At 58.5% G+C, this 20026-nt stretch carries 17 protein-coding genes and 4 tRNA genes; 9 read left to right on the forward strand and 12 right to left on the reverse strand.

Annotated elements, in window-relative coordinates:
• Nucleotides 1–2: 2 nt before the first annotated feature.
• Nucleotides 3–1136 (reverse strand): efflux RND transporter periplasmic adaptor subunit, encoded by a 1134-nt coding sequence (locus PG888_RS07705; protein ID WP_042063327.1) that lies wholly within the window; start codon nt 1134–1136, stop codon nt 3–5.
• Nucleotides 1133–1729, reverse strand: a complete 597-nt coding sequence (locus PG888_RS07710) for a TetR/AcrR family transcriptional regulator (RefSeq protein WP_270693149.1) — start codon at nt 1727–1729, stop codon at nt 1133–1135. The genes PG888_RS07705 and PG888_RS07710 overlap by 4 nt, the downstream gene beginning before the upstream one ends.
• Nucleotides 1730–1960: 231 nt before the next feature.
• Here PG888_RS07710 and PG888_RS07715 point away from each other — a divergent pair.
• The 5 genes from PG888_RS07715 to PG888_RS07735 all read left to right on the forward strand — a co-directional run bounded on the left by PG888_RS07715 (nt 1961) and on the right by PG888_RS07735 (nt 3116).
• Nucleotides 1961–2037: transfer RNA gene (locus PG888_RS07715), tRNA-Arg, on the forward strand.
• 50 nt (nt 2038–2087) lie between these two features.
• A tRNA-His gene (locus PG888_RS07720) sits at nt 2088–2163 on the forward strand.
• Nucleotides 2164–2183: 20 nt separating this feature from the next.
• Nucleotides 2184–2269: transfer RNA gene (locus PG888_RS07725), tRNA-Leu, on the forward strand.
• Nucleotides 2270–2344: 75 nt separating this feature from the next.
• Nucleotides 2345–2421: transfer RNA gene (locus tag PG888_RS07730), tRNA-Pro, on the forward strand.
• A 182-nt stretch (nt 2422–2603) separates the two neighbouring features.
• Nucleotides 2604–3116: a ricin-type beta-trefoil lectin domain protein gene (locus PG888_RS07735; RefSeq protein ID WP_111808859.1), complete on the forward strand. Its 513-nt coding sequence runs from the start codon at nt 2604–2606 to the stop codon at nt 3114–3116.
• A 23-nt stretch (nt 3117–3139) separates the two neighbouring features.
• Here the strand turns inward: PG888_RS07735 and pyk are convergent, their stop codons facing one another.
• Together pyk and PG888_RS07745 are read right to left on the reverse strand one after the other, a co-directional pair.
• A complete protein-coding gene (gene pyk, locus PG888_RS07740; protein WP_270693151.1) occupies nt 3140–4618 on the reverse strand; it encodes a pyruvate kinase in 1479 nt (492 codons plus the stop codon).
• Between the two features lie 72 nt (nt 4619–4690).
• Nucleotides 4691–6028 (reverse strand): MFS transporter, encoded by a 1338-nt coding sequence (locus PG888_RS07745; RefSeq protein WP_270693153.1) that lies wholly within the window; start codon nt 6026–6028, stop codon nt 4691–4693.
• A gap of 314 nt (nt 6029–6342) precedes the next feature.
• On the opposite strand from PG888_RS07745, the gene PG888_RS07750 reads away from it, so the two are divergent.
• The 4 genes from PG888_RS07750 (at nt 6343) to PG888_RS07765 (ending at nt 11655) form a co-directional block, all read left to right on the forward strand.
• Nucleotides 6343–7602 carry an ABC transporter substrate-binding protein gene (locus tag PG888_RS07750; RefSeq protein ID WP_270693155.1) on the forward strand — a complete coding sequence of 420 codons (1260 nt, stop codon included), beginning with the start codon at nt 6343–6345 and terminating at the stop codon, nt 7600–7602.
• The gene (locus tag PG888_RS07755; RefSeq protein WP_270693156.1) at nt 7599–10007 is read left to right on the forward strand and encodes an ATP-binding protein; all 2409 of its coding nucleotides are present in this window, start codon (nt 7599–7601) and stop codon (nt 10005–10007) included. Before PG888_RS07750 ends, PG888_RS07755 begins: the two co-directional genes overlap by 4 nt.
• Nucleotides 9991–11268 (forward strand): sigma-54-dependent transcriptional regulator, encoded by a 1278-nt coding sequence (locus PG888_RS07760; RefSeq protein ID WP_270693158.1) that lies wholly within the window; start codon nt 9991–9993, stop codon nt 11266–11268. The genes PG888_RS07755 and PG888_RS07760 overlap by 17 nt, the downstream gene beginning before the upstream one ends.
• Before the next feature lie 72 nt (nt 11269–11340).
• Entirely contained in the window at nt 11341–11655 is a 315-nt protein-coding gene (locus tag PG888_RS07765; RefSeq protein ID WP_270693160.1) for a hypothetical protein, read from the forward strand.
• 75 nt (nt 11656–11730) lie between these two features.
• Here PG888_RS07765 and PG888_RS07770 read toward each other — a convergent pair whose 3' ends face one another.
• The 8 genes from PG888_RS07770 to PG888_RS07810 all read right to left on the reverse strand — a co-directional run bounded on the left by PG888_RS07770 (nt 11731) and on the right by PG888_RS07810 (nt 19812).
• Nucleotides 11731–12546, reverse strand: a complete 816-nt coding sequence (locus PG888_RS07770; protein WP_075112348.1) for a Cof-type HAD-IIB family hydrolase — start codon at nt 12544–12546, stop codon at nt 11731–11733.
• An 89-nt stretch (nt 12547–12635) separates the two neighbouring features.
• Entirely contained in the window at nt 12636–13676 is a 1041-nt protein-coding gene (locus PG888_RS07775) for an alpha/beta fold hydrolase (protein WP_234603412.1), read from the reverse strand.
• Nucleotides 13673–14338, reverse strand: a complete 666-nt coding sequence (locus PG888_RS07780; protein WP_234603396.1) for a CatB-related O-acetyltransferase — start codon at nt 14336–14338, stop codon at nt 13673–13675. Before PG888_RS07780 ends, PG888_RS07775 begins: the two co-directional genes overlap by 4 nt.
• Nucleotides 14338–15069 (reverse strand): tRNA (guanosine(18)-2'-O)-methyltransferase TrmH, encoded by a 732-nt coding sequence (gene trmH / locus PG888_RS07785; protein WP_042063570.1) that lies wholly within the window; start codon nt 15067–15069, stop codon nt 14338–14340. Before trmH ends, PG888_RS07780 begins: the two co-directional genes overlap by 1 nt.
• A 156-nt stretch (nt 15070–15225) precedes the next feature.
• Nucleotides 15226–17343, reverse strand: coding sequence for a bifunctional GTP diphosphokinase/guanosine-3',5'-bis pyrophosphate 3'-pyrophosphohydrolase (gene spoT, locus PG888_RS07795; protein WP_042063569.1), 2118 nt, complete (start codon nt 17341–17343; stop codon nt 15226–15228).
• Nucleotides 17344–17474: 131 nt separating this feature from the next.
• Nucleotides 17475–17750 (reverse strand): DNA-directed RNA polymerase subunit omega, encoded by a 276-nt coding sequence (rpoZ, locus tag PG888_RS07800; RefSeq protein WP_005307060.1) that lies wholly within the window; start codon nt 17748–17750, stop codon nt 17475–17477.
• Between the two features lie 79 nt (nt 17751–17829).
• On the reverse strand, nt 17830–18456 hold the full coding sequence (gene gmk, locus PG888_RS07805) for a guanylate kinase (RefSeq protein ID WP_042063568.1): 627 nt from the start codon (nt 18454–18456) through the stop codon (nt 17830–17832).
• A 300-nt stretch (nt 18457–18756) separates the two neighbouring features.
• On the reverse strand, nt 18757–19812 hold the full coding sequence (locus PG888_RS07810) for a glycosyltransferase family 9 protein (protein WP_139407087.1): 1056 nt from the start codon (nt 19810–19812) through the stop codon (nt 18757–18759).
• Nucleotides 19813–20026 lie beyond the last annotated feature (214 nt).

Consider the following 20026-nt stretch of genomic DNA (forward strand, 5'->3'; position numbering starts at 1 on the left):
GCTTACAGCATCGGGGTTTGTGCCGGGACGGCCAGGGCATCGTTCTCGACCACATGCACCTTGGTGTCGTTGCTCAGGCGAACCTGACCCGACAGTACGATCTGGTCACCGGCCTGGATGCCGGAGAGCACATGCACATCGTTGCCACGGCGCTCACCCGCCTTGACCACCACCTGCTTGGCCCGCAGCACTTTCACCTTGTTGCCTTCCTTGTCAGTCTCTTCGCCCTCTTTGAGCACGTAGACGTTCTGGCCGTAAAGGGTGAAGGAGATGGCGGTTTGCGGGATCACGATCTGATCTTTCACCGTCGGCAGAATGATGCTGGCGCGGGCGAACATACCGGAACGCAGCTGACCGTCGTTGTTCGGGATGTCTGCCTGTACCTGGATCAGGCCGCTCTGGTAGTTGACCGCTGGCTCGATGGCGGTGATGTGACCGTCAAACTGGGTTTGCGGATAGGCATCCACATTGATCTTGATGGTCTGGCCCAGAGTGATTTTAGAGATGTCGGTCTGGGGCACGGTGAAGCGCAGGCGCATCACGCTGGTATCCTCCAGCCGCACGATATCGGTGCCCGGCTGCAGATACTGGCCGAGGAAGACGTTACGCAGGCCAACGACACCGCTGAACGGCGCGCGAACCTCACGACGGGTAATGGTCGCCTTCAGGCTCTCGATATCCGCTTCCAGCGAGCGATAGGCCGCTTCCGCCTCATCCAGCTGCTCTTTGGAGATGGAGCTGGTCTTGTAGAGGTTCTGGAAACGCTCGAACTTGGCCTTTGCCGCCGGCAGCTTGGCCTGGGAGGCGCGCAGATTGGCGCGTTCCACGGTGGAGTCCAGACTCAGCAGCAGCTGTTCAGCCTTGACCGGTTTGCCCGATTCGAAGGTGATGGCATCGATGGTGCCCGCCAGCTCGGTGGAGAGGGTCACCCCCTGATTCGGCTCGATGAAGCCGATCGCTTCGATGGTCGGTACCCAATCCTGCGCCTTGGTCACCATGGCGGTGACAGGGAACTCGGGTTCCGGCCGGTTGGCCATGTATTGGGCAATCATCTTCTGTTTGAACAAATTGAAGCCGATGACGCTGCCAAACAGGGCGATCGCTATCAGCAACATAATGGCCATCCATTTTTTCATGAACAGGCTCCTGAGGTGGAAATGTGGGGGAGTAAAATGGCATTCCAGCTGGCGCGGATCGCGGTTTCCAACTGCGATTCGGTCAACGTGATGTTGTGTACCCTGCACTGCAGGGCAAGATGCATGACACTGTCCAGACTCAACACCTGGAGTGCCCGTATCGGTAAATCAATAAACAGTCCTTGTGCCACGCCCTGTGCAAAAAAGCGGTCCAGAGGTTCCCATGCCGCCAGGATGACCGGATTGGTTTCCAGGTCTGCCCCCAATGGCGAGCTCTCGTACTGCAATTTGCACTTGATGGCGTTTGGTTCGTTAACAAAAATGGTATGAATATTGAGCCATAGTTGGCGAAATTGTTGAAATGAAACTTTATCGACATCTACACCGGCCATGACTATGGGGACACACTGCAAGATAGTGTGTTGATGCAGCTGCCGGATCAGGTCATCCTTGTCGCCGAAGTAGCGATAGATGGTGCCGGTAGCCACGTTGGCCTTTTTGGCGACTTCCGCAATCGACAGACCATGAAAACCCCGCTCACCCAGCACCTCATGGGCTGCGTTGAAGATGCTCTCTTTTTTATCCAGAATCATCAGTGTGTCTTTCAATTGAATGAACGTTCATTCATTTTAGGTGGGTGTCAAATCAAGTCAAGGTTGCAAGACAATTTGACATGGGAATTACCCCTTTTCGGGGGCAGGCAGGGGATAAGTGGAAGAAAAATGCACGATGTGCTTGAAAAAGCAACGGTCAGTGCATTGGTGGCAGAAAAGTGTAGACAAACCCCCGTCCATCATCAATAATGCGCCCCGTTCGACAGCGTAGCGCCCGTAGCTCAGCTGGATAGAGCGCTGCCCTCCGGAGGCAGAGGTCACAGGTTCGAATCCTGTCGGGCGCACCATCAAACGTGCGCCGGTTAAACGGGCGTGTTGTGGAACGAAAACAGCTGTGGTGGCTGTAGCTCAGTTGGTAGAGTCCCGGATTGTGATTCCGGTTGTCGTGGGTTCGAGCCCCATCAGCCACCCCATTTTACAGCTTGTCAGGTATGCGAAGGTGGCGGAATTGGTAGACGCGCTAGCTTCAGGTGTTAGTGCCCCCCGGGTGTGAGGGTTCGAGTCCCTCTCTTCGCACCATACTTGCTGTATGATGAGGATGACCATCAGGTCGTCTTTGTTTTTTGAAGTAAACTATTTTGAAAGAAATAGCCTCGGTGATTAGCGCAGTCCGGTAGCGCATCTGGTTTGGGACCAGAGGGTCAAAGGTTCGAATCCTTTATCACCGACCACATTTAGAAAAACCCCGCTTCGGCGGGGTTTTTTGCTTTCTGGCCTTTTCTGCGCCAGCTCTCCTCTATCTCTGTTACGTCTGTTTACACTCTATCCGGGCAGCGCGCCCCGGCTTTCGGTTATGCTGCTGCCTCGAGTCACTGACAACCGGATGTCATCGGCCCACTTCAGGCGTTTTTCCATGAATAATAAAATTTCCGTTGCTTGCACTCCTGCCATACTGGCTGCCTTGCTGCTGGGGGGGTGTACCATCAAGCCGCCATCAACCGATGTGATGATGGGCTCCATTACTTCGCAACCGCAGGAGCGGGCGCTCTCTCCCTTGCTGACCAGCGGCGATTTTTGCGTCGCGGTGTCGCAACAGAAGGTGCTGGCCCTCTCCTGCAGCGGCAAAGACGATCAGCTATTCGAGTGGGATCTGGGGGAGTTGCGCCTGCAGGATCGTTGTCTGCAAGCCAAAAACGACAGCGAGTTGATGCTGGCCCCTTGTGACGGGCAGCCGCAGTGGGAGTGGCAAAAGGACCGGCTGTTCAACAGCAAGGTCTCCCGTTGCCTCGATGTGGCCGGGCGACGCCATACCCCCGGTACGCCGCTGCGGCTGGCTGAATGTTACGGTGGCGCAAACCAGAGCTTCAGCTGGCAACGGCCCAATCCTTGGCTGGAGACCCTGAAAAAACAAAGCCTCACATGGTGAGGCTTTGCTGTCTCTATTCGGCGTTAGAGGAAAGATGAACTCCGGCTGGGCGGAGCGTCGCGGTGCTTGCTGCCGAGCGGGATCAGGCGGCAGACATCCTCACTACCCGCACCCTCCAGCGAATCGAGCCGGTTGATCAGCAGAGATTGAATGCCATGTAGTTGATTGGCTTGCTCCAGCGTTGCTATCAGCTGCCGTGAGTCTCTCTCATCTTCCACCTCCTCTTCATAAAAGAGGGGGGTGACACCGCGCAGAATCGTCATCTGGTTGAGTAACATGGGTTTGTTGGACAGTGCCCAGATTGGATTGTTCAGGTTGCTGCGAGAGATAGCGGTGACTGCATCTCCCTGTGAGGTCAGCACAGCGATACCACAGGATTGATCGTGACTGAAAGCAGCCGTCATTGCTGCCAGCGCCATGCAGTGGCTGGATTGATCGCTGTGATGGGACGCTTTCTGCCAGCGTGGTTGAATCGGGTCTATTTCACGCTCTGCTCCGTGTGCGATGCGAGCCATGGCTTCCACTGCCTCGACCGGATAGAGACCCGCCGCCGATTCGGCTGACAGCATGACGGCATCCGTGCCATCTATCACCGCATTTGCGATATCCAGCACCTCGGCTCGGGTTGGCATGGGGCTGCTGATCATGGATTCCATCATCTGGGTGGCCGTGATGACCGGTCGGCCGAGCTGATGGCAACGTTTGATCAGCTTCTTTTGTACGCCGGGCAGTCTGGCATCGCCAATCTCTACCCCCAGATCTCCACGTGCCACCATGACGATGTCTGCGGCGCGAATAACCTCGTCCATCGCCTCGACCGAGGCCACCACTTCCGCTCGTTCTACCTTGGCGACGATGGCGGCATGACTGCCTGCTGCCCGGATCAGCGTTCTGGCCTCAGCAAGGTCGGCTGCACAACGAGGGAAGGAGACGGCAATAAAGTCGGCCTCGATCTGGCTGGCGGTGAGAATATCGGCCCGGTCCTTGTCGGTGAGTGCCGGGGCGCTGAGCCCTCCCCCCAGTACATTGATCCCCTTGCGGTCGGAGAGGGGGCCACCGATCTGCACCCGGGTGAAGATATTGCTGCCTTCGATATTCAGGACCTCAAGCTGGATCCGGCCATCATCCAGCAGCAGGATGTTGCCGCTGCGTAAGTCGTTGATCAGCTCCGGGTAGTCGAGGCCGACGCGATCCTGATCGCCCGGTTGGTCACCTGGAGCCGCATCAAGGATAAAAGAGGCACCAGGGGTTAGGGTGATGTTCCCTGTGGCAAAGCGGGCAATACGGATTTTTGGGCCTTGCAGGTCGGCCAGTATCCCGATATGGAGCCCCAGCCGGGCGGCGGTCGTGCGGATCAGGCTGGCGGTGGCAATATGTTGCTCACCGCTACCATGGGAGAAGTTCAGGCGAAACACATTGGCGCCAGCCACCATCAGTTTTTCCACCATGTCGGCCGTTGAGCTCGCAGGACCCAGGGTGGCAATGATTTTGGTTTTACGCATCGGAAACATCCCTTCTCGGATTGGGCAATGAAAAAAGGGTGGTCAATTGACCACCCTTTGTCTGTTACAAGATCAATATTCGACCACTTTTTTGGCGTTCCATACCGTCAAGGCGAGCAGCATGGAGACCACGGATGCGCCGAGCCAGAAATACTGGGCACTGCTGAAGTCATAGTGAGTGACACCATCGACCACGCTGGTTTTGATCAGGGCGGCGGAGACCAGCTCCTGACAGGAGGCTGCGATGTAGGAGCAGAGGCCGATAAAGCCCTTTACTGCGCCCACGGCGGTTTTTGGCATCAGATCACAGGCTGTCAGACCCGCCAGGAATACGACAAGTCCCCCGATGGCATAACCGATCAGCGCCAGTGCGACGGCATCCATCATGCGGCTCTGCGGGCCCCAGAACATCAGGCACATACCGGCAATGTTGGCCAACCCGTAGAGCAGGGTCGGGATGTGGCGGTTGGCGTTGAACATCTTGTCAGAGATGATGCCCGCCAGAATGGCGCCGAGGAAACCGGCGATGGGGTAGGCAGACATGGCAAAGCCCGCATCGATCAGGTTGTACCCTTTCTGCTCTTGCAGATAGAGCACGGCCCAGGAGCTCATGGCGTAGCGAGACATGTACATGCAGGCACAGGCTGCCGCGATCAGCCATACGGTCGGCTGTTTAAGCACAAACAGCTGGGCGCGACGGATCTCGGCTGGCTCGACCTTCTTGGTGATCTCCGCTTGTTCGCCAAAGGCAACGGCAGGTTCTGGCAGGGCATAGGTCTGCGGGCGATCTTTCAGCACCAGATACATGCACAGCGCGGCAGCCAGAGAGGCAAGACCGGCACCGATAAAGCCCGCTTTCCAGCCGAAGAAGCTGACGATGCTGGCGGTCAGGATCCAGGAGATGCCTTCACCGATGTTGCGAGAGCCGCCCCAGATGGAATAGACGGAGCCCCGCTGCTTGGGGGAGAACCACTGGAAAATGGAGACGCAGGATGGTGCGGAACCGACCGACTGGAACCAGCCATTCAGACCCCACATCAGCACCAGGAAGAAGGTTGCGGTATTCATGCCCATCAGGATGGTACAGATGGAGGAGAGACCGAGCGAAACCGACATGAAGCGGCCAATGTTGGCGTAGTCGGAGAGGAAGCCGTTCGAGAACTTGCCTACGGCATAGGTAAACAGGAAGGCGGAGCCAATGATCCCCAGCTCTTCCAGCGTCACTATGCCGGCGTCCAGCATGGGTTTCTTGACCACGTTCAAACTCATTCGGACGACGTAGAACATGGCGTAGCCGAGTACCAGACCGAGGAACACCTGCCATTGGTACTTGCGGTAAATCGAGCGGATTTTATCGGGCGAGGCATCCATGACCGGAAGGTCTGCTCGCGTTTTGAAAAAGTTGAACATATTGTTCTCCGTGTATGTTGGGCAGCAAGGTTTCAGAGGAAGCTCTGTTAGCTGGAGCCATCATATGAAAGGAGAAAACGGGGCGGCAAAATGGCCGAAATGAGTCAACCTTGACTCAATCGTGTGGGTTTCATGGGGCGAAAATGACTTCTTTTGACTGTCCCGGTAACTAGCGATGAATAACAATAGGCTCCTGTAACAGGGAGGTGAGTCAAAACTGGCTCACCCCTGATGAAATGATTTTTACCCCTTGTGTTGAATATTGGATGTACCGCACATAATCCGATAATTGCCAGTGAGCCGACAGAGAGACCATGCCCATATTTTGCCGACAGCTCCCGTTTTTGCTGGTCGCGATCCTGCTGCCTTTGACCCCTCTCCATGCCTCGACCCTGACGGTATTGACCTCCTTTTCGGAGGCGCCGGTCAAGGCGGTGATCGAGGGATTCTCCCGGCAATATCCGGCGATCCGCGTTGAGGTCATCTATCGCCGGACGCTTCCCGCCTTGCGGCTGCTGACGGCAGATGATGCTCCCGGGGTCGACATCATCATGTCTTCATCCCCGACTTTTTTTCACACACTGGATCAGGCTGGTTTGCTGGCCGGTTTATCGGCTGAAACAGTGCCTCCCGATTGGCTGACTCCCCATATGTTGGGGCTGGGCAACAAGGTGGCCGTGGTTGGATACTCGGGCAGCGGCATCATGTATAACCGCCGCTATCTGGACAAGTACCACCTGCCGGTACCGACCACCTGGCAGCAGCTGGCTTCGCCACAGTTCATGGGGCACGTGATGATGAGCTCCCCTTCCCAGTCAGGTACGACCCATATGATGGTGGAGAGTGTCTTGCAGCAGTATGGCTGGGAGCAGGGGTGGGCACTCCTGATGAGGCTTGGCAGCAACCTCTCGGCCATTACGGCCCGCAGTTTCGGGGTGAGCGACGGGGTGACTCGCGGTCTGGCCGGTGCCGGTCTGGTGATCGACAGCTATGCCCGCAACAGTCAGGCTCGTTTCGATCACGTTGGCTTTAATATCCTGCCCGATGCGGTAATCCTGCCTACCTATCTTGGCGTTGCTCGCAGCAGCGAACATCCGGCCAATGCGGCCCGCTTCATCAAGTATCTGTTATCAGCCAAGGGGCAGGCCATTATTGCCACCCCGGGTATGGCCAAGGTGACGCTGAATCAACCCCGCCTTGCCAGCGAGGCCAAATATGTCACCGACAAAGATCTGCTGTACCGGCGCGCCGGTCTGCTCAAGGCGTTGTTCGAGCAGACCATTACCCAGCAGTTACCGCGGTTGAAGCTCACCTGGCAGGAGATCAACGGCGCGGATACCCGCGGTGATCCTGCCCGTGAACGCCTGCTGAAACAGGCAAGAGCCAAAGCCAGCACTCCCCCTTTGAGTGAGCTGGTGGCTAGTGACCCGGCCCTGCTGGCGCAGTTTGACGGACTGTATGACCGGGATCAGAGCAATCCGCAAACCGAGAAGGTGATGCACCAGTGGCGCCAGACTATGGAAGCTCGTCTTGGCGAGGCTCGCCTGCTGGTCGATCAGGCGGTCAAGCCATGATGGGCCGGGGTCGCTTGTTGCGCTTGCCGAGAAGTCTGGGCCGTCGTCTTATTCTCGCGTTTGTTTCTATTACGGTCCTGACCTGTGTCATGGGGATGGCGGCTTACATGGTGTGGGGTCGACTGGGGCAGCAGGTAAACCGGATTGTTGAAGAGAGTCTGCCGGCCATCGGCAGCGCCTATCAGCTGGAGCGGGCCAGCTCCCGTCTGTTGCTGCTATTGGCACAGTTGCGTGATACCCAGGATCCGGTGAAATACAGCCAGCTTTCTGCGGCGGTCTCCAGCACCCTGCTTGATATCCGCAACGCATATCCTCGGGGCAGTGAGGATGATCGCTCACAGCAGCAGGCGTTCACCGAACTGAACTTGCTGGTGGAAAATCATGGAACTTACCTCAAGCGCCAGATCGATCATCTTGAGTCGTTGCAACAGTTACAGAAGCGGATCAACTGGCTGCATCAGGATTTGGTGGACGATGTGGCGCCGCTGTTGCAAGAGGTAGAGTGGCATCTCACCGGTATGGTTGGTAACCCGAATGACATGGGGGAGTTTGGCTCCGTCATCAAGGAGTTCTCTGCCTTGCAAGACCTTACGTTCAAGGAGAATGAGCTGCTGGCGCTGGTCAACGAGGTGATTGCCCAGCGCAATCAGCAGGATCTGGAGAGTGCATTTCTGTTTATCGGCTACAAGATCGACGAGATGGATGAGCTGATCTCCCGCCTGGCCGAGTATCCTTCGACCGTGAGCTATCGCCAGATCCTGCAGGATATCGTGACGCTGGTTAAGCCGAACGGGCACCTTTACCTGTTGTTGCAAGCCGATGCGCAAACCCACCAACAGCTAACAGCACTGCGGCCACAGCTTGATAGCGCAGTCTCTCGCTACCATCAGCGGGTCTCTCTGATCGTGACTGAGGCTAACCGCTCTCTGAGTGCGCTCGGTCGCAACAGTAGCCAGATGGTGGCAACGGGCAAGCTGGTGATCCTGGTGGTGCTTGGACTATCCATCTTGATCAGTATTTTCGTGCTAGTGGTGCTGATTGGGCGCAGGTTGATTGGTCGACTCGATACCCTGGGGCAGGATCTCGCCCGGGTTGCGGAAGGTCAGATGGATGCGGTGGTCAGAACGCAAGGCCGGGACGAGATCGGTCAACTGGGGGAGAGCCTGCGCCACTTCTGTCAGCAGCTGCAACAAATGGAGAAGACCAATGCCCTCAACCTCATCAATAACACCCAGGCCTGCTTAATTACCTGTCATCCCGATGGCACCATCGAATCGGTCAACCCCAGTGCCTTGACCCTGTTTCAGCAGACGGTGATCAAACCTGAACAACCTCTGTGGCAGGTATTCCCCGATGATGCCAAGGCTATGCTGGCTGCCCAGTTCGAGCCCGGGCAGCAACTGCTCACGCTGGGCTACAGTGAGTGCACCATTGCCACCGGCGCTGACAGTCAGCCCCGTTTCCTGCACTTCAACCTGCGCCGGTTCGAGCAGGGGCGCGGACACAGGTTCATTATCACCATCACGGATGTGACCCGGCAGGAAATAACGGCCCGAGAGTTGGGGTCGCTGGTGGCTGAGCGTACCCGGGAGCTGACAGAAAAAAACCGGCTGCTTGCCGCAGAGGTGGTGCAGCGGCAACAGGCAGAACACAACTTGCTGCAGGCGCAGGATGAGCTGATCCAGGCGGCCAAGATGGCAGTGGTGGGGCAGGCGATGACCAGTCTGGCCCATGAACTCAATCAGCCGCTGTCAGCCATGATGACCTACCTCTATACCAGCCGTGCGGCGCTGGATGCCGGTCACTACCACTCTCTGGGCAGCGATCTTGGCAAGATCGAGAAACTGAGCCAGCGCATGCATCGCATCATTACCGCCTTGCGCAATTTTGCCCGTAAATCGCCCACCCCCGATACCCGCATCCGGCTCGATCCGAAAGAGTTGGCCGATCAGGCGCTGTTGCTGCTAGAAACCCGTGCGAAGCGCGATAGCTGCCAGTTGCAAAACGAGCTGCCGGATGGGCTGTGGATTGAGGCTGATCCTGTGCTGGTTGAACAGGTATTGGTCAATCTGCTGGTCAACGGGATGGATGCCATCGCCGGACGGGAGCTGCGCCAGATCCGTCTGCTGTGTCTCGCACAGGAGGGCGGGTCGCTGCGCATAGGGATTGCCGACAGTGGACCCGGATTTGGTGAGGCCATCCTGCCCAAACTTTTTACCCCCTTTACTACCTCCAAAGAGGTGGGCTTGGGGCTGGGACTGACCATCTGTCGCTCCCTGTTGGCGCGCTGCGGGGCGGATATCTTGCTGGGCTCCACGTTGGAGAGGGGGGCCATGGTTATAGTGGAATTTGCCGGGGGGCGTGAGCCACCGAAGGAGATGAAAAGCGATGCTGTTACCCCATAATCGTCAGGCCAATGTGTTGCTGGTGGACGACGATGAGGACGTGTTGGAGTCCTATTGCCACCTGTTGCGCCTCTCCGGCTACCAGCCCAGGGCAACCACCTCTCCCCATGAGGCGCTGGCATTGCTGTCACAGCAATGGCCGGGGGTGGTCGTGTCCGATATCTATATGCCTGCCATGAACGGCATGGAGTTGCTGGACCGGGTGCTGGAGATCGATGGCGAGCTGCCGGTCATCATGATCACCGGGCACGGCGATATCCCTTTGGCGGTGAGGGCAGTCAAGCTGGGGGCCTTCGATTTTCTGGAAAAACCGCTTAATCCCCAGTCGTTGCTCGATCTGCTGGAGCGGGCCTGCGCGCAACGCAGTGCGATCATGACCCAGCGCAGTGAGATCCGGGCGACGGTTGAGGATGAGTTGATCGGCACCAGTCCGCAACTGGTCGCTATCCGCCAGCAGATCAACCAGTTGGCACAGACCGACAAGGATCTGATGCTGGAGGGGGCGCCGGGTTCCGGTCGCTACACGCTGGCTCAGTTGCTGCACAAGATCAGTGCGCGTAAGGCGCATCCATTCCACCTTCATGATTGTTCGTCAGCGAGCTCCCTGAGCGAGATCCAGGCCAGCCTGGTCAAGGCGGAACAGGGGACGCTGGTGCTGCAATCTCCGGCAAGGCTGACGGCAGAGTGCCAGCGCTGGCTGGGTAACCATCTGCTGGAGCAGGAGCGGCGGGGAGAGAAGTCACTGCGTACCATCGCCCTGTTTGAGGAGTCTCCCGAGGCGCTGGTTGAGCAACAACTACTGATGCCCCAGCTCTACTATTTTCTTTCACAGGTGAGACTCAAACTGCCGAGGCTGGTTGAGCGAAGCTGTGACATCATTCCCCTTTTTCGCCATTTTTTGCGAGAAGGGTGCAAGCGGATAGGCAAGACGGTGCCCGCAGTGGATCGTGCCTATCTGGAGACCCTCAAGCGCCACCAGTGGCCTGGCAATATTCGCGAGTTGAGAAACGTGGCCGAACTCTATGCGGTCGGGATCATCAAGCTGGCGGGCTCTGAGCGAGCCATCCCCGGCGCGAATGCCAAGGAGCCGCTGGACGATCTGGTCGATGAGTTTGAACGGCGGGTGATCGAGGACACCCTGTTCCTCTTTTCTGGCCGGGTGACCGAGGCGGCCAGCTACCTTGGTATTCCCCGCAAGAAGCTCTATCTGCGGATGAAGAAGCACGGGCTCGACAAGGATCAGTTCAAGCCTGGTAGCTGATGGCGGTTGCAGGTGACGCATTCATCGATCCTGACCGATAATGATGCAGTCCTGATTGAGCGGGAGTGGATCATGAGATGTCCAAGTTGCATGAGTGAGGCTGTGGACAAGGTTGAGGATGAACGAGTCGGCAAGGCCTGTGCAATGGGGTGTTGTGCTGCGGGTGGCTACGCTTGTGCCGCGACCTTTGCCAAGCTGGGAGCCGGTTGGGGAGCCTCTTTGGGCAGTCTTGGCACGCCGGTCGGCGCTATCGCAGGCGCTGTGGGTGGCGCCTTGCTGGGTGGGGCGACCGGAGGCGGGTTGGGTCTTTTGCTGGGCCGTTCCATCGATCGGCAGATTTCACGGGAATATTGCTGCACGGCCTGTGATTACCGTTTCAAGCGGTGAGCATGCCAACTTCGGCACAGTGACAGTCATGGATACCACACCGGGTATCCATGTTGATCTGCTTCTGGCCTGAAATCAGGCTGCGCTGACGCTCTCCAGTTCGAACAGTTTTTCCAGATAGACGGCAACGCCATCTTCATCGGAGGTGAGGGTCTGCTCATACTCCGGCAGCGCTATTTTCAGGCGATCGTGGGCGTTGCCCATCACAATTCCGCGTCCCACCATGGTCAGCATCTCGAAGTCGTTCATGCCATCCCCGAAGGCGATCGCCTCGGACATGTCGAAACCGTTCTGTTCCAGCACGGCACGCACCGCGTTGCCCTTGTGAACCCCGGCGTGCATCACTTCGAGGCAGTCCGGCAATGAGAAGGTGACGTTGAGCTGATCGCCGTAGCGCTGGTTGAGGTGCGCCTCGATCTTCAGCAGCTTCTCGTGGTCGCCGATGTAGAACACCTTGTTGATCTTCTCTTTCGGCTCTTTGGTCAGGTCATCGACCAGCCGATAGGTGAAGCCGGACTCGTCGTGGAAGCTCAGCAGCCAGGGCAGCTCCTCTTCGACCACCCAGTCATCGCCCTGATAGACGTTGAGGTGGATGGAGGGGTCGCGCTCCAGCGCGATCAGCTCGGCGGCGATTTCGGCTGGCAGCGGCTGGTTGAACACCAGCTGGTCCTGCTTGTCATGAACCACGGCACCGTTGGAGGTAATGAGGTAGATGTCCATCCCCAACGCATCGCGGAAGCTGCGCACGTCCACGTGGTGACGGCCGGTGGCGACCACAAATTTCACACCTTGTTCTACCAGGCGGTGCAGGGTATCCCGGGTGCGGGAAGAGATCTGGTGCTGCTTGTTGAGCAGGGTGCCATCGAGATCGGATACAACTACCTTGAACATCATTACCTCGGCATCAATTGAAAACAGGGGCAGTTTACCTTAGCCCGCACTGTCACCCCATTTATTTAGGGTTACAAAAAATAGCCAGCTCAGAAGCGGGCGAAAAATTCAGCCATCGCGTTCAGGGCGGGCTGGCGCTTGTCATCCGTCTCCATCAGCAGTTCATGCCAGGCACCCTCGATCCGCAGCGGCTTGCCCCCTTCGCACTTTGCCAGGGTGCAGAAGCGATCCTGGGCGGCATTGTCCACGATCTTGTCGTCGCCTGCCTGCAGGACCAACAGGGGGGTCTTGATGGCACCCGCCTCGGCGATAGCGGCATCGGCACCGGTGATACCCTGATAAATCCAGTGGGCAGTGGCGCCACCCAGCTTGATCTGCGGGTACTGCTCGTAGAGCTGGCGGAAGGCCTGATAACGGGAGTGGCTGTGGGTCAGCCCGTTATCGGCAAAGCCGTCATCCTGATAGGGGCCCTGACCGGGGCCGTAGGGGGGCTCGCCGATCCAGCCGCCGACCGTCCCCAGGGTGGCTGCCAGCCCCTTGGCCAGCCACTTGGGCAGGCCGCCGAGATTGATGCCCAGCATGGGGGAGGAGAGCACGGCTGCCTTGATATCCTCGGGCCAGCGCTCCAGATAGCGGGCCGAGATGGCACCGCCCATGGAGTGGGCCAGCAGGAACAGCTTGGCAGGCTGGTCTGCCATGATTATCTGGTCGTGAAACTGCTTGAGATCGACCACATAATCGTCGAACTGGTCGACATATCCCTTCTGCGGATCATCCAGCATCCGGCCGGACATCCCCTGACCACGGTGATCGATGAGATAGAGGCTGTAGCCCTGGCGCCAGAGATCCCACGCCAGCTCCTGATACTTGAGGTAGCTCTCGACCCGGCCATTGACGATGAGGATGGCGCGATCGACTTTCTCCTGCCGCAGGGCGGCATAGCGGATGGTGACGCCATCCTTGCCCTTGAACTCCCCTTCGACTGCATGCTGGCGCCAGAAGTCGGGCAGGGTTTGCCGGTAGAGGGTGGGCACATCGGCTTCGCTGGTGAGCGGAAAGGTATTAGTCACGGCAAGGGCTCCGGCAGAAAACAGGGTCAAGGCCAACAGGGAGAGAGCGAGGGATTTCATCGGGCACACTCCTGTTGCCAATGGTAATAAAGGGCGGCGATATCCCCCGAGCAGAGCAGCGCCATGCTGGCTTGCAAGCGGGGCAGGGGCCAGTGCCACCACTGCATCTCTTGCAGCATGACGGTCTGCTCCTCACTGAAGCGACGGCGGATCGGCTGGGCCGGGTTGCCGCCGACTATGGTGTAAGGGGCCACATCTCTGGTCACCACGGCGCGGGTGGCAATGACGGCGCCATCACCAATGGTGATGCCGGGCATGATCATCGCTTCCGAGCCGATCCAGACATCGTTGCCAATCCGGGTGTCGCCCTTGCGCAGAAAGCCGCTGCGAGCCCCCTCGCCAAAGGTATCGGGGTTGAACGGGAAGGTAGAGACCCAGTCCAGCCGGTGGCCCTGATTGCCCGCCAGCATGAAGGTGGCACCCGAGGCGATGGAGCAGAACTTGCCGATGATCAGGCGGTCTACTTCCGTGCCCCACTGGCCGCTGTCCCAGCTGGCACGGGTCGAGCCATCGCCGAGCAGGTAGCGGACGCAGTGATCCTCGAACGGCTTGCCGTGGTAGTAGCCGGAGTAGTAGCTGTAGTCGCCGGCCTCTATGTTCGGGTTGGTCAGGTGATCCCGGATGATTTGCGATTCCAGCCAGCTGCCAAAAGGGTTCTCCATCACTCCTCCTGCGGATCGTCCTGCTCGCTCTGTTGCGCCCAGCCTTTGCGGGTCAGCTGCATCCGCTGCCACCACTCTTCGTCCGCCAGAATTTCACCGGCCGGGCCGAGCTGGGGATAGGGCATCTCTTTCTCTTTGCAGAGCTGGGCATAGATGGGGTAACCCCCCTCGAACAGGATACTGTTCTGCTCTTCCAGCGTGAGCGGGCAGCCGCGCTGATAGCAACCGGCCAGCTCGCGCTGGCGCTGCGCTTCGTAGAGGATGGCGGCAGCCGCCACCGAGACGTTGAGGGACTGCACCATGCCGACCATGGGGATGACGATATGGTGATCGGCCAGCGCCAGCGCCTCTTCACCGATGCCGTGCTTCTCCTGACCCACCAGAATGGCGGTCGGTTTGGTGTAGTCGATGGCGCGAAAATCGACCGAGCTGTCGGAGAGATGGGTCGCCAGGATCTGCATGCCGGAGGCTTTCAGCTCGGCCACGGCGCTGCCGATATCCGGGTGCAATTTTACATCCACCCAGTTCTGGCTGCCGCGGGCGGTGCCCTTGCGTTTGTGGATCCAGGTTTTGGGCCAGACGGCGTGTACCCGGTGGATGCCGATGGCATCGGCGGTACGCACGATGGCGGCCAGATTGTGAGGTTTATGGACCTCTTCCATACAGACGGTCAAATCGAGCTGACGCTGGGCCAGCATGTCGGTGATGCGCTTGAAGCGTTCGGGAGTCATATCAGTTTCTATGCTGTGAGGTTTGTGCACGCATATCTTGCATACAGACGGTCAAATCGAGCTGGTACTGTACCAAGGTGTCGGTGATGCGCTTGAAGCGTTCGGGGGTCATGGCTTGTCTCTATAAAAGCAGCAGGCGGCTTGCGCCGCCTGTATTCAGTTCTTCTGTCGGCTCACTTTGAGCACGTTGGGCATCACACGGATCTTTCGCATGATGTTGGCCAGGTGGATGCGGCTCTTGGTAGTGATGAGCAGGCTGACCTGATAGACCCGGCCATCCTTCTCTTCGGTGCTGATGGCGTGAATGTTGGCGCCGGTGGCGGCAATCACGTTGGCCAGCTCGGCCAGCGCACCCTGATGATTGATGATCTCGATGCTGATGCCGGTGCGGAACTCCTGTTCCTGCTCCTTGTCCACTTCCCACTGCACTGGCAGGTACTTGTCCGGCTCCTTGCTGTAGCCCTTGATGTTGCGACAGGTTTCCTGGTGGATCACCAGCCCCTTGCCCGGGCTGATGTGGGCGATGATGGCATCCCCCGGGATCGGGCGGCAGCAGTTGGCGAAGGTGACCAGCATGCCGTCGGCACCCTTGATCGGCATCTTCTTGCTGCTGGACTTGGGTTGCTCTTCCGGCGGCAGTTCATCCCCCAGCATGCGGCGCGCCACCATGACGCTCATGGCGTTGCCGAGGCCTACATCGGCCAGCAGCCCCTGCAGGTTCTCGTGCTTGGTGTCGGCCAGCACCTGCTTGATACGTGGCTCGGGGATGTCTTCGATATTCTTGGCGCCCAGCGCATGGTTGAGCAGGCGGCGACCCAGCACCACCGACTCTTCGGTGCGCAGGTTCTTGAGGAACTGACGGATCTTGGAGCGAGCCTTGGTGGTCACCACAAAGTTGAGCCAGGCCGCGTTGGGGCGGGCGCCCGGCGCCGTGATGATCTCCACCGTCTGACCCGAATGCAGCGGGCTGCTGAGCGGGTAGGGGTGGCGGTCGACCCGGGAACCGACGCAGGCATGGCCGATGTCGGTGTGCACCGTGTAGGCGAAGTCCACCGGCGTGGCGCCAGCGGGCAACTCCATGATGCGCCCTTCGGGGGTAAAGACGTAGATCTCGTCGGGGAACAGGTCGGTCTTGACCCCTTCGATAAATTCAAACGAGCTGCCAGCGCTCTGCTGCAATTCCAGCAGGCTCTGCATCCAGCGCTGGGCGCGGATCTGGGCGGTGGTGCCCGAGCTGTCGCCATCCTGCTTGTAGGCCCAGTGGGCGGCAACCCCTTTATCGGCCATCTGATCCATGAATTCGGTGCGGATCTGCACCTCCACCGGCACCCCGTGCGGCCCCACCAGCGAGGTGTGCAGCGACTGATAACCGTTGGTCTTGGGGATGGCGATGTAATCCTTGAAGCGGCCGGGGCGCGGCTTGTAGAGGCTGTGCATCTGCCCCAGCACCCGGTAACAGGTATCTATGTCCTTCACCTTGACCCGAAAGGCGTAGATATCCATTACCTCATGAAATTGCAGCTCTTTTTTCTCCATCTTGTTGTAGATGGAGAACAGATTTTTCTCGCGGCCACTGACCTGATGCTCGATCCCCGCCTCTTTCAGGCGACCGCTGATTTCGCTCTGGATCGAGTCGATGATCTCGCGGCGATTGCCACGGGCACGGCGCACCGATTCGCGCAGCACACGGGATCGCATCGGATAGAGCGCCTCGAAGCCTAGCTCTTCCAGCTCGTTCTTCATGGTATGAATACCGAGGCGGTTGGCGATAGGGGCGAAGATTTCGAGGGTTTCCCGGGCGATACGGCGGCGTTTGTCCGGTCGCAGTGAGCCCAGGGTGCGCATATTGTGGGTGCGGTCGGCCAGCTTGATCAGAATGACCCGGATATCCTGGGTCATCGCCATCACCATCTTGCGGAAGTTCTCGGCCTGCGCCTCTTTGCGATCGCGAAATTTCAGCTTGTCGAGCTTGGAGACCCCGGCCACCAGTTCGGCAACCGCATTGCCAAACTGTTCGGCCAGATCGGCCTTGGTGACAGAGGTGTCTTCGATGACGTCGTGCAGCACGGCGGCCATCAGGGTTTCATGATCGAGGCGCATGTCACCGAGAATACGGGCAACGGCAACAGGGTGGGTTATATAGGGTTCGCCACTGGAACGCATCTGTCCCTGGTGGGCATCGCGGGCCACCACATAGGCTTGCTTGAGCTTCTCAACCTGCTCTGGCGGCAGGTAGGAACTGGCTATTTCTTTAAGATTTTCAAATAAATACAAGACAGTCCCCGCAGCGGTGAAACGGCAATTCGTGGAATTGAGGGTAGAGCCCTGAGTTTGCGAGGTTTTCGAGCGGTTGTAAATGGGGATGAACAGTCGGCACCCGGGCGGGTGCCAACCGGGGGAATTACTTAACCGCGGCCTTCGGCGATGGCAGCAACGGCAGCCAGCTCGGCGGCTTCCTGCTCTTGCTGCTCGTAGCGGTCCTGGGTGTCCATCACTTGATTGTTCACCAGACCCAGCTCGATCTCACGCAGGGCGATCACAGTCGGCTTGTCGTTCTCTTCGTCGACCAGGGGATCTTTGCCTTGTACCGCGATTTGACGAGCGCGGCGCGCGGCGACCAGCACCAGGTCAAAACGGTTACCTACCTGTTTTACAGCATCTTCTACAGTAACGCGTGCCATGCAGGACTCCAGTGTTTGGGCTTTCTGTATTTAGAAAAGCAGTGTTTAAAAATGACGCAAAAGTTTACTTGTTTTTGGCTTACTCTGCCAGTAGCTGTTGCAGCAAGTTTTTTTGAGCCTGTTGCTGGTGACGCATCTCCAGCCGTTGGCACTCAATAATGGACCTGAGCTGGAACAGCGCCTGCTCGAAGTCTTCATTGATAATGACATAGTCATACTCGTCGTAGTGCACCATTTCGGCAATGGCTTTCGCCATCCGGCCGGCGATCACCTCGCTGCTGTCCTGACCGCGCCCAATCAGGCGACGCTCCAGCTCTTCGCGGCTGGGGGGCAGGATGAAAATGGATTTGGTCGGCATCTGCTCGCGGATCTGGCGGGCACCCTGCCAGTCGATATCGAGGAATACGTCGATCCCTTTGGCCAGACAGGCTTCGATGGCGGCGCGTGAGGTGCCGTAGTAGTTGCCGAATACTTCGGCCCACTCCAGAAAATCACCGCGTTCGATCAGTGCCTTGAACTCTTCCACCTGTACAAAGTGGTAGTGCACGCCGTGCTCTTCGCCCGGGCGGGTGGCGCGCGTGGTGTGGGAAACAGACAGCTGCATCTTGCCCGCAGCGTTATGTTGGGTCAGCAAGGCATTGAGCAGACTGGATTTACCCGCGCCGCTCGGAGAAGAGATGATATAGAGAGTGCCTTGTTGCGCCATGTTATTACCTTTAATCGAAACCGCTGTTTTGGTTGTAGCAGAGACCGCCGTCTTGTGCCCGAAAGGGAGACAGCCAAACGCAAAACGCGGAAAATTATTGAGTCAGGAGGATGTAAAGGCGGCGAATTTTACCAGAATGCGGCGAATAAAAAAACGGCCGGAATCATATTCCAGCCGATCAAAGTATTCGTAGCTTGCTGCGGGAGCGTAACCCACATCAGCCTTGATTGTGCCTTTTGGGGCGGGCTGGGGCCATCAGGTTATCCCTGCCTGATGGCTCGGAATTCCCGAGTTGCCCTGTCAGTACGGCAGCTGGCGATCGGCGCAGAGCCGATCGAACGCGGCGATCACCTGATCGCGGGTGATCTTGCTCATGGCCTCCGGGTCCTTGAGGCGGGTGCGCCAGCTCAATTCGGCCAGCGGCTTGCCGGTCTCCTGCTCGACCAGCTCCTGATAGACGCTGACCACGTAGTCGCGGCACAGATAGGGGCCGGTGCGAGCGGGATTGTGGTGGGCATAGAGGCCGATCACCGGTGTGCCGACCAAGGTTGCCATGTGAGTTGGGCCGGTATCGGGGGCCAGCACCAGATTCGCTTCGCCAATCAGCGCCAGCAGCTGCTTGAGGTTGGTCTGCCCCACCAGATCGACCGGCTTGCTCTGGCTCAGTTGCCGGATCTCGGCGGCCAGATCCCGCTCCAGTTTGGCTGGCCCGCCACAGAGATAAACCTGAAAGCCCTTGTTGGCGGCGTGATCCGCCAGCGCGGCATAGCCTGCGGCAGTCCAGTTCTTGAATGCCTTGCTGGCGGCGGCGCAGATCAGCAGGGTCGGTTTACCGCCAATCTTCTCCTTTGCCCACGCCTGATGTTCGGCGCTGATGGGCAGTTGCCAGTCCGGGGTCAGATCCTTGATGCCAAGCTCTTTGGCGAAGGCGAGGAAACCGTCCAGCACGTGGGGGGAGTCGGGGGATGGCACCTTGTGGTTGGTGAACAGCCACTGACCGTCATTGGCCCGCGCCTTGTCGAAGCCGAGTTTGATGTTCGCCCGGATGCCGAGGGTGGCAATGCTGGCCCGCATGGCCGCCTGCAGGTGGAGCAGGGCATCAAATTTACGTCCCTTGAGGGTCTGCCAGAGATCGCGATAGCCGCGCCACCCCTTGCTCTTGTCGAAGGGGATCACCTCGACCCCGGGCAGATCGGCAAACAGGGTTGCCTCGATCTTGCCGGTGATCCAGGTGATGCGGGTCTGTGGCCACTCCCGCTGGATGACGCGCACCAGCGCCAGTGCGTGGCAGCAATCCCCGATGGCGGAGAGCCGCAGGATGCAGATGGAGGAGGGTGGCGTTTGAAATAGCGGCATGTTGTGGCGCACGGCTGGCAAAAAGGGTGGATGGCATTATGCAAACTCCCCTCTGGATTGTAAAATTGCGCACAATCGTCAGCCAGGATCGTGCCGGGCCCAGTGCCATGACCTGTTTCTGCACGTCGCTGATTAAAGGCCACTATTGCGGGCATGCCAGAGCGGCAGCCTCATCGCCAATTGAAAAATTGCGATCCATGACCCACCGAGCGGG

It is taken from the genome of Aeromonas sp. QDB23, assembly GCF_027707745.1.
Classification (GTDB): Bacteria; Pseudomonadota; Gammaproteobacteria; order Enterobacterales; family Aeromonadaceae; genus Aeromonas; species Aeromonas allosaccharophila.

Excerpts from the sequence above, each read along its gene's own strand:
- PG888_RS07705 (WP_042063327.1), bottom strand. The coding sequence starts at position 1,136 with ATGAAAAAATGGATGGCCATTATGTTGCTGATAGCGATCGCCCTGTTT.
- PG888_RS07735 (WP_111808859.1), top strand. The coding sequence starts at position 2,604 with ATGAATAATAAAATTTCCGTTGCTTGCACTCCTGCCATACTGGCTGCC.
- PG888_RS07755 (WP_270693156.1), top strand. The coding sequence starts at position 7,599 with ATGATGGGCCGGGGTCGCTTGTTGCGCTTGCCGAGAAGTCTGGGCCGT.
- PG888_RS07775 (WP_234603412.1), bottom strand. The coding sequence starts at position 13,676 with ATGAAATCCCTCGCTCTCTCCCTGTTGGCCTTGACCCTGTTTTCTGCC.
- gmk (WP_042063568.1), bottom strand. The coding sequence starts at position 18,456 with ATGGCGCAACAAGGCACTCTCTATATCATCTCTTCTCCGAGCGGCGCG.
- PG888_RS07780 (WP_234603396.1), bottom strand. The coding sequence starts at position 14,338 with ATGGAGAACCCTTTTGGCAGCTGGCTGGAATCGCAAATCATCCGGGAT.
- PG888_RS07765 (WP_270693160.1), top strand. The coding sequence starts at position 11,341 with ATGAGATGTCCAAGTTGCATGAGTGAGGCTGTGGACAAGGTTGAGGAT.
- PG888_RS07710 (WP_270693149.1), bottom strand. The coding sequence starts at position 1,729 with ATGATTCTGGATAAAAAAGAGAGCATCTTCAACGCAGCCCATGAGGTG.
- PG888_RS07760 (WP_270693158.1), top strand. The coding sequence starts at position 9,991 with ATGCTGTTACCCCATAATCGTCAGGCCAATGTGTTGCTGGTGGACGAC.
- rpoZ (WP_005307060.1), bottom strand. The coding sequence starts at position 17,750 with ATGGCACGCGTTACTGTAGAAGATGCTGTAAAACAGGTAGGTAACCGT.
- PG888_RS07810 (WP_139407087.1), bottom strand. The coding sequence starts at position 19,812 with ATGCCGCTATTTCAAACGCCACCCTCCTCCATCTGCATCCTGCGGCTC.
- PG888_RS07745 (WP_270693153.1), bottom strand. The coding sequence starts at position 6,028 with ATGTTCAACTTTTTCAAAACGCGAGCAGACCTTCCGGTCATGGATGCC.
- PG888_RS07750 (WP_270693155.1), top strand. The coding sequence starts at position 6,343 with ATGCCCATATTTTGCCGACAGCTCCCGTTTTTGCTGGTCGCGATCCTG.
- pyk (WP_270693151.1), bottom strand. The coding sequence starts at position 4,618 with ATGCGTAAAACCAAAATCATTGCCACCCTGGGTCCTGCGAGCTCAACG.
- PG888_RS07770 (WP_075112348.1), bottom strand. The coding sequence starts at position 12,546 with ATGTTCAAGGTAGTTGTATCCGATCTCGATGGCACCCTGCTCAACAAG.
- trmH (WP_042063570.1), bottom strand. The coding sequence starts at position 15,069 with ATGACTCCCGAACGCTTCAAGCGCATCACCGACATGCTGGCCCAGCGT.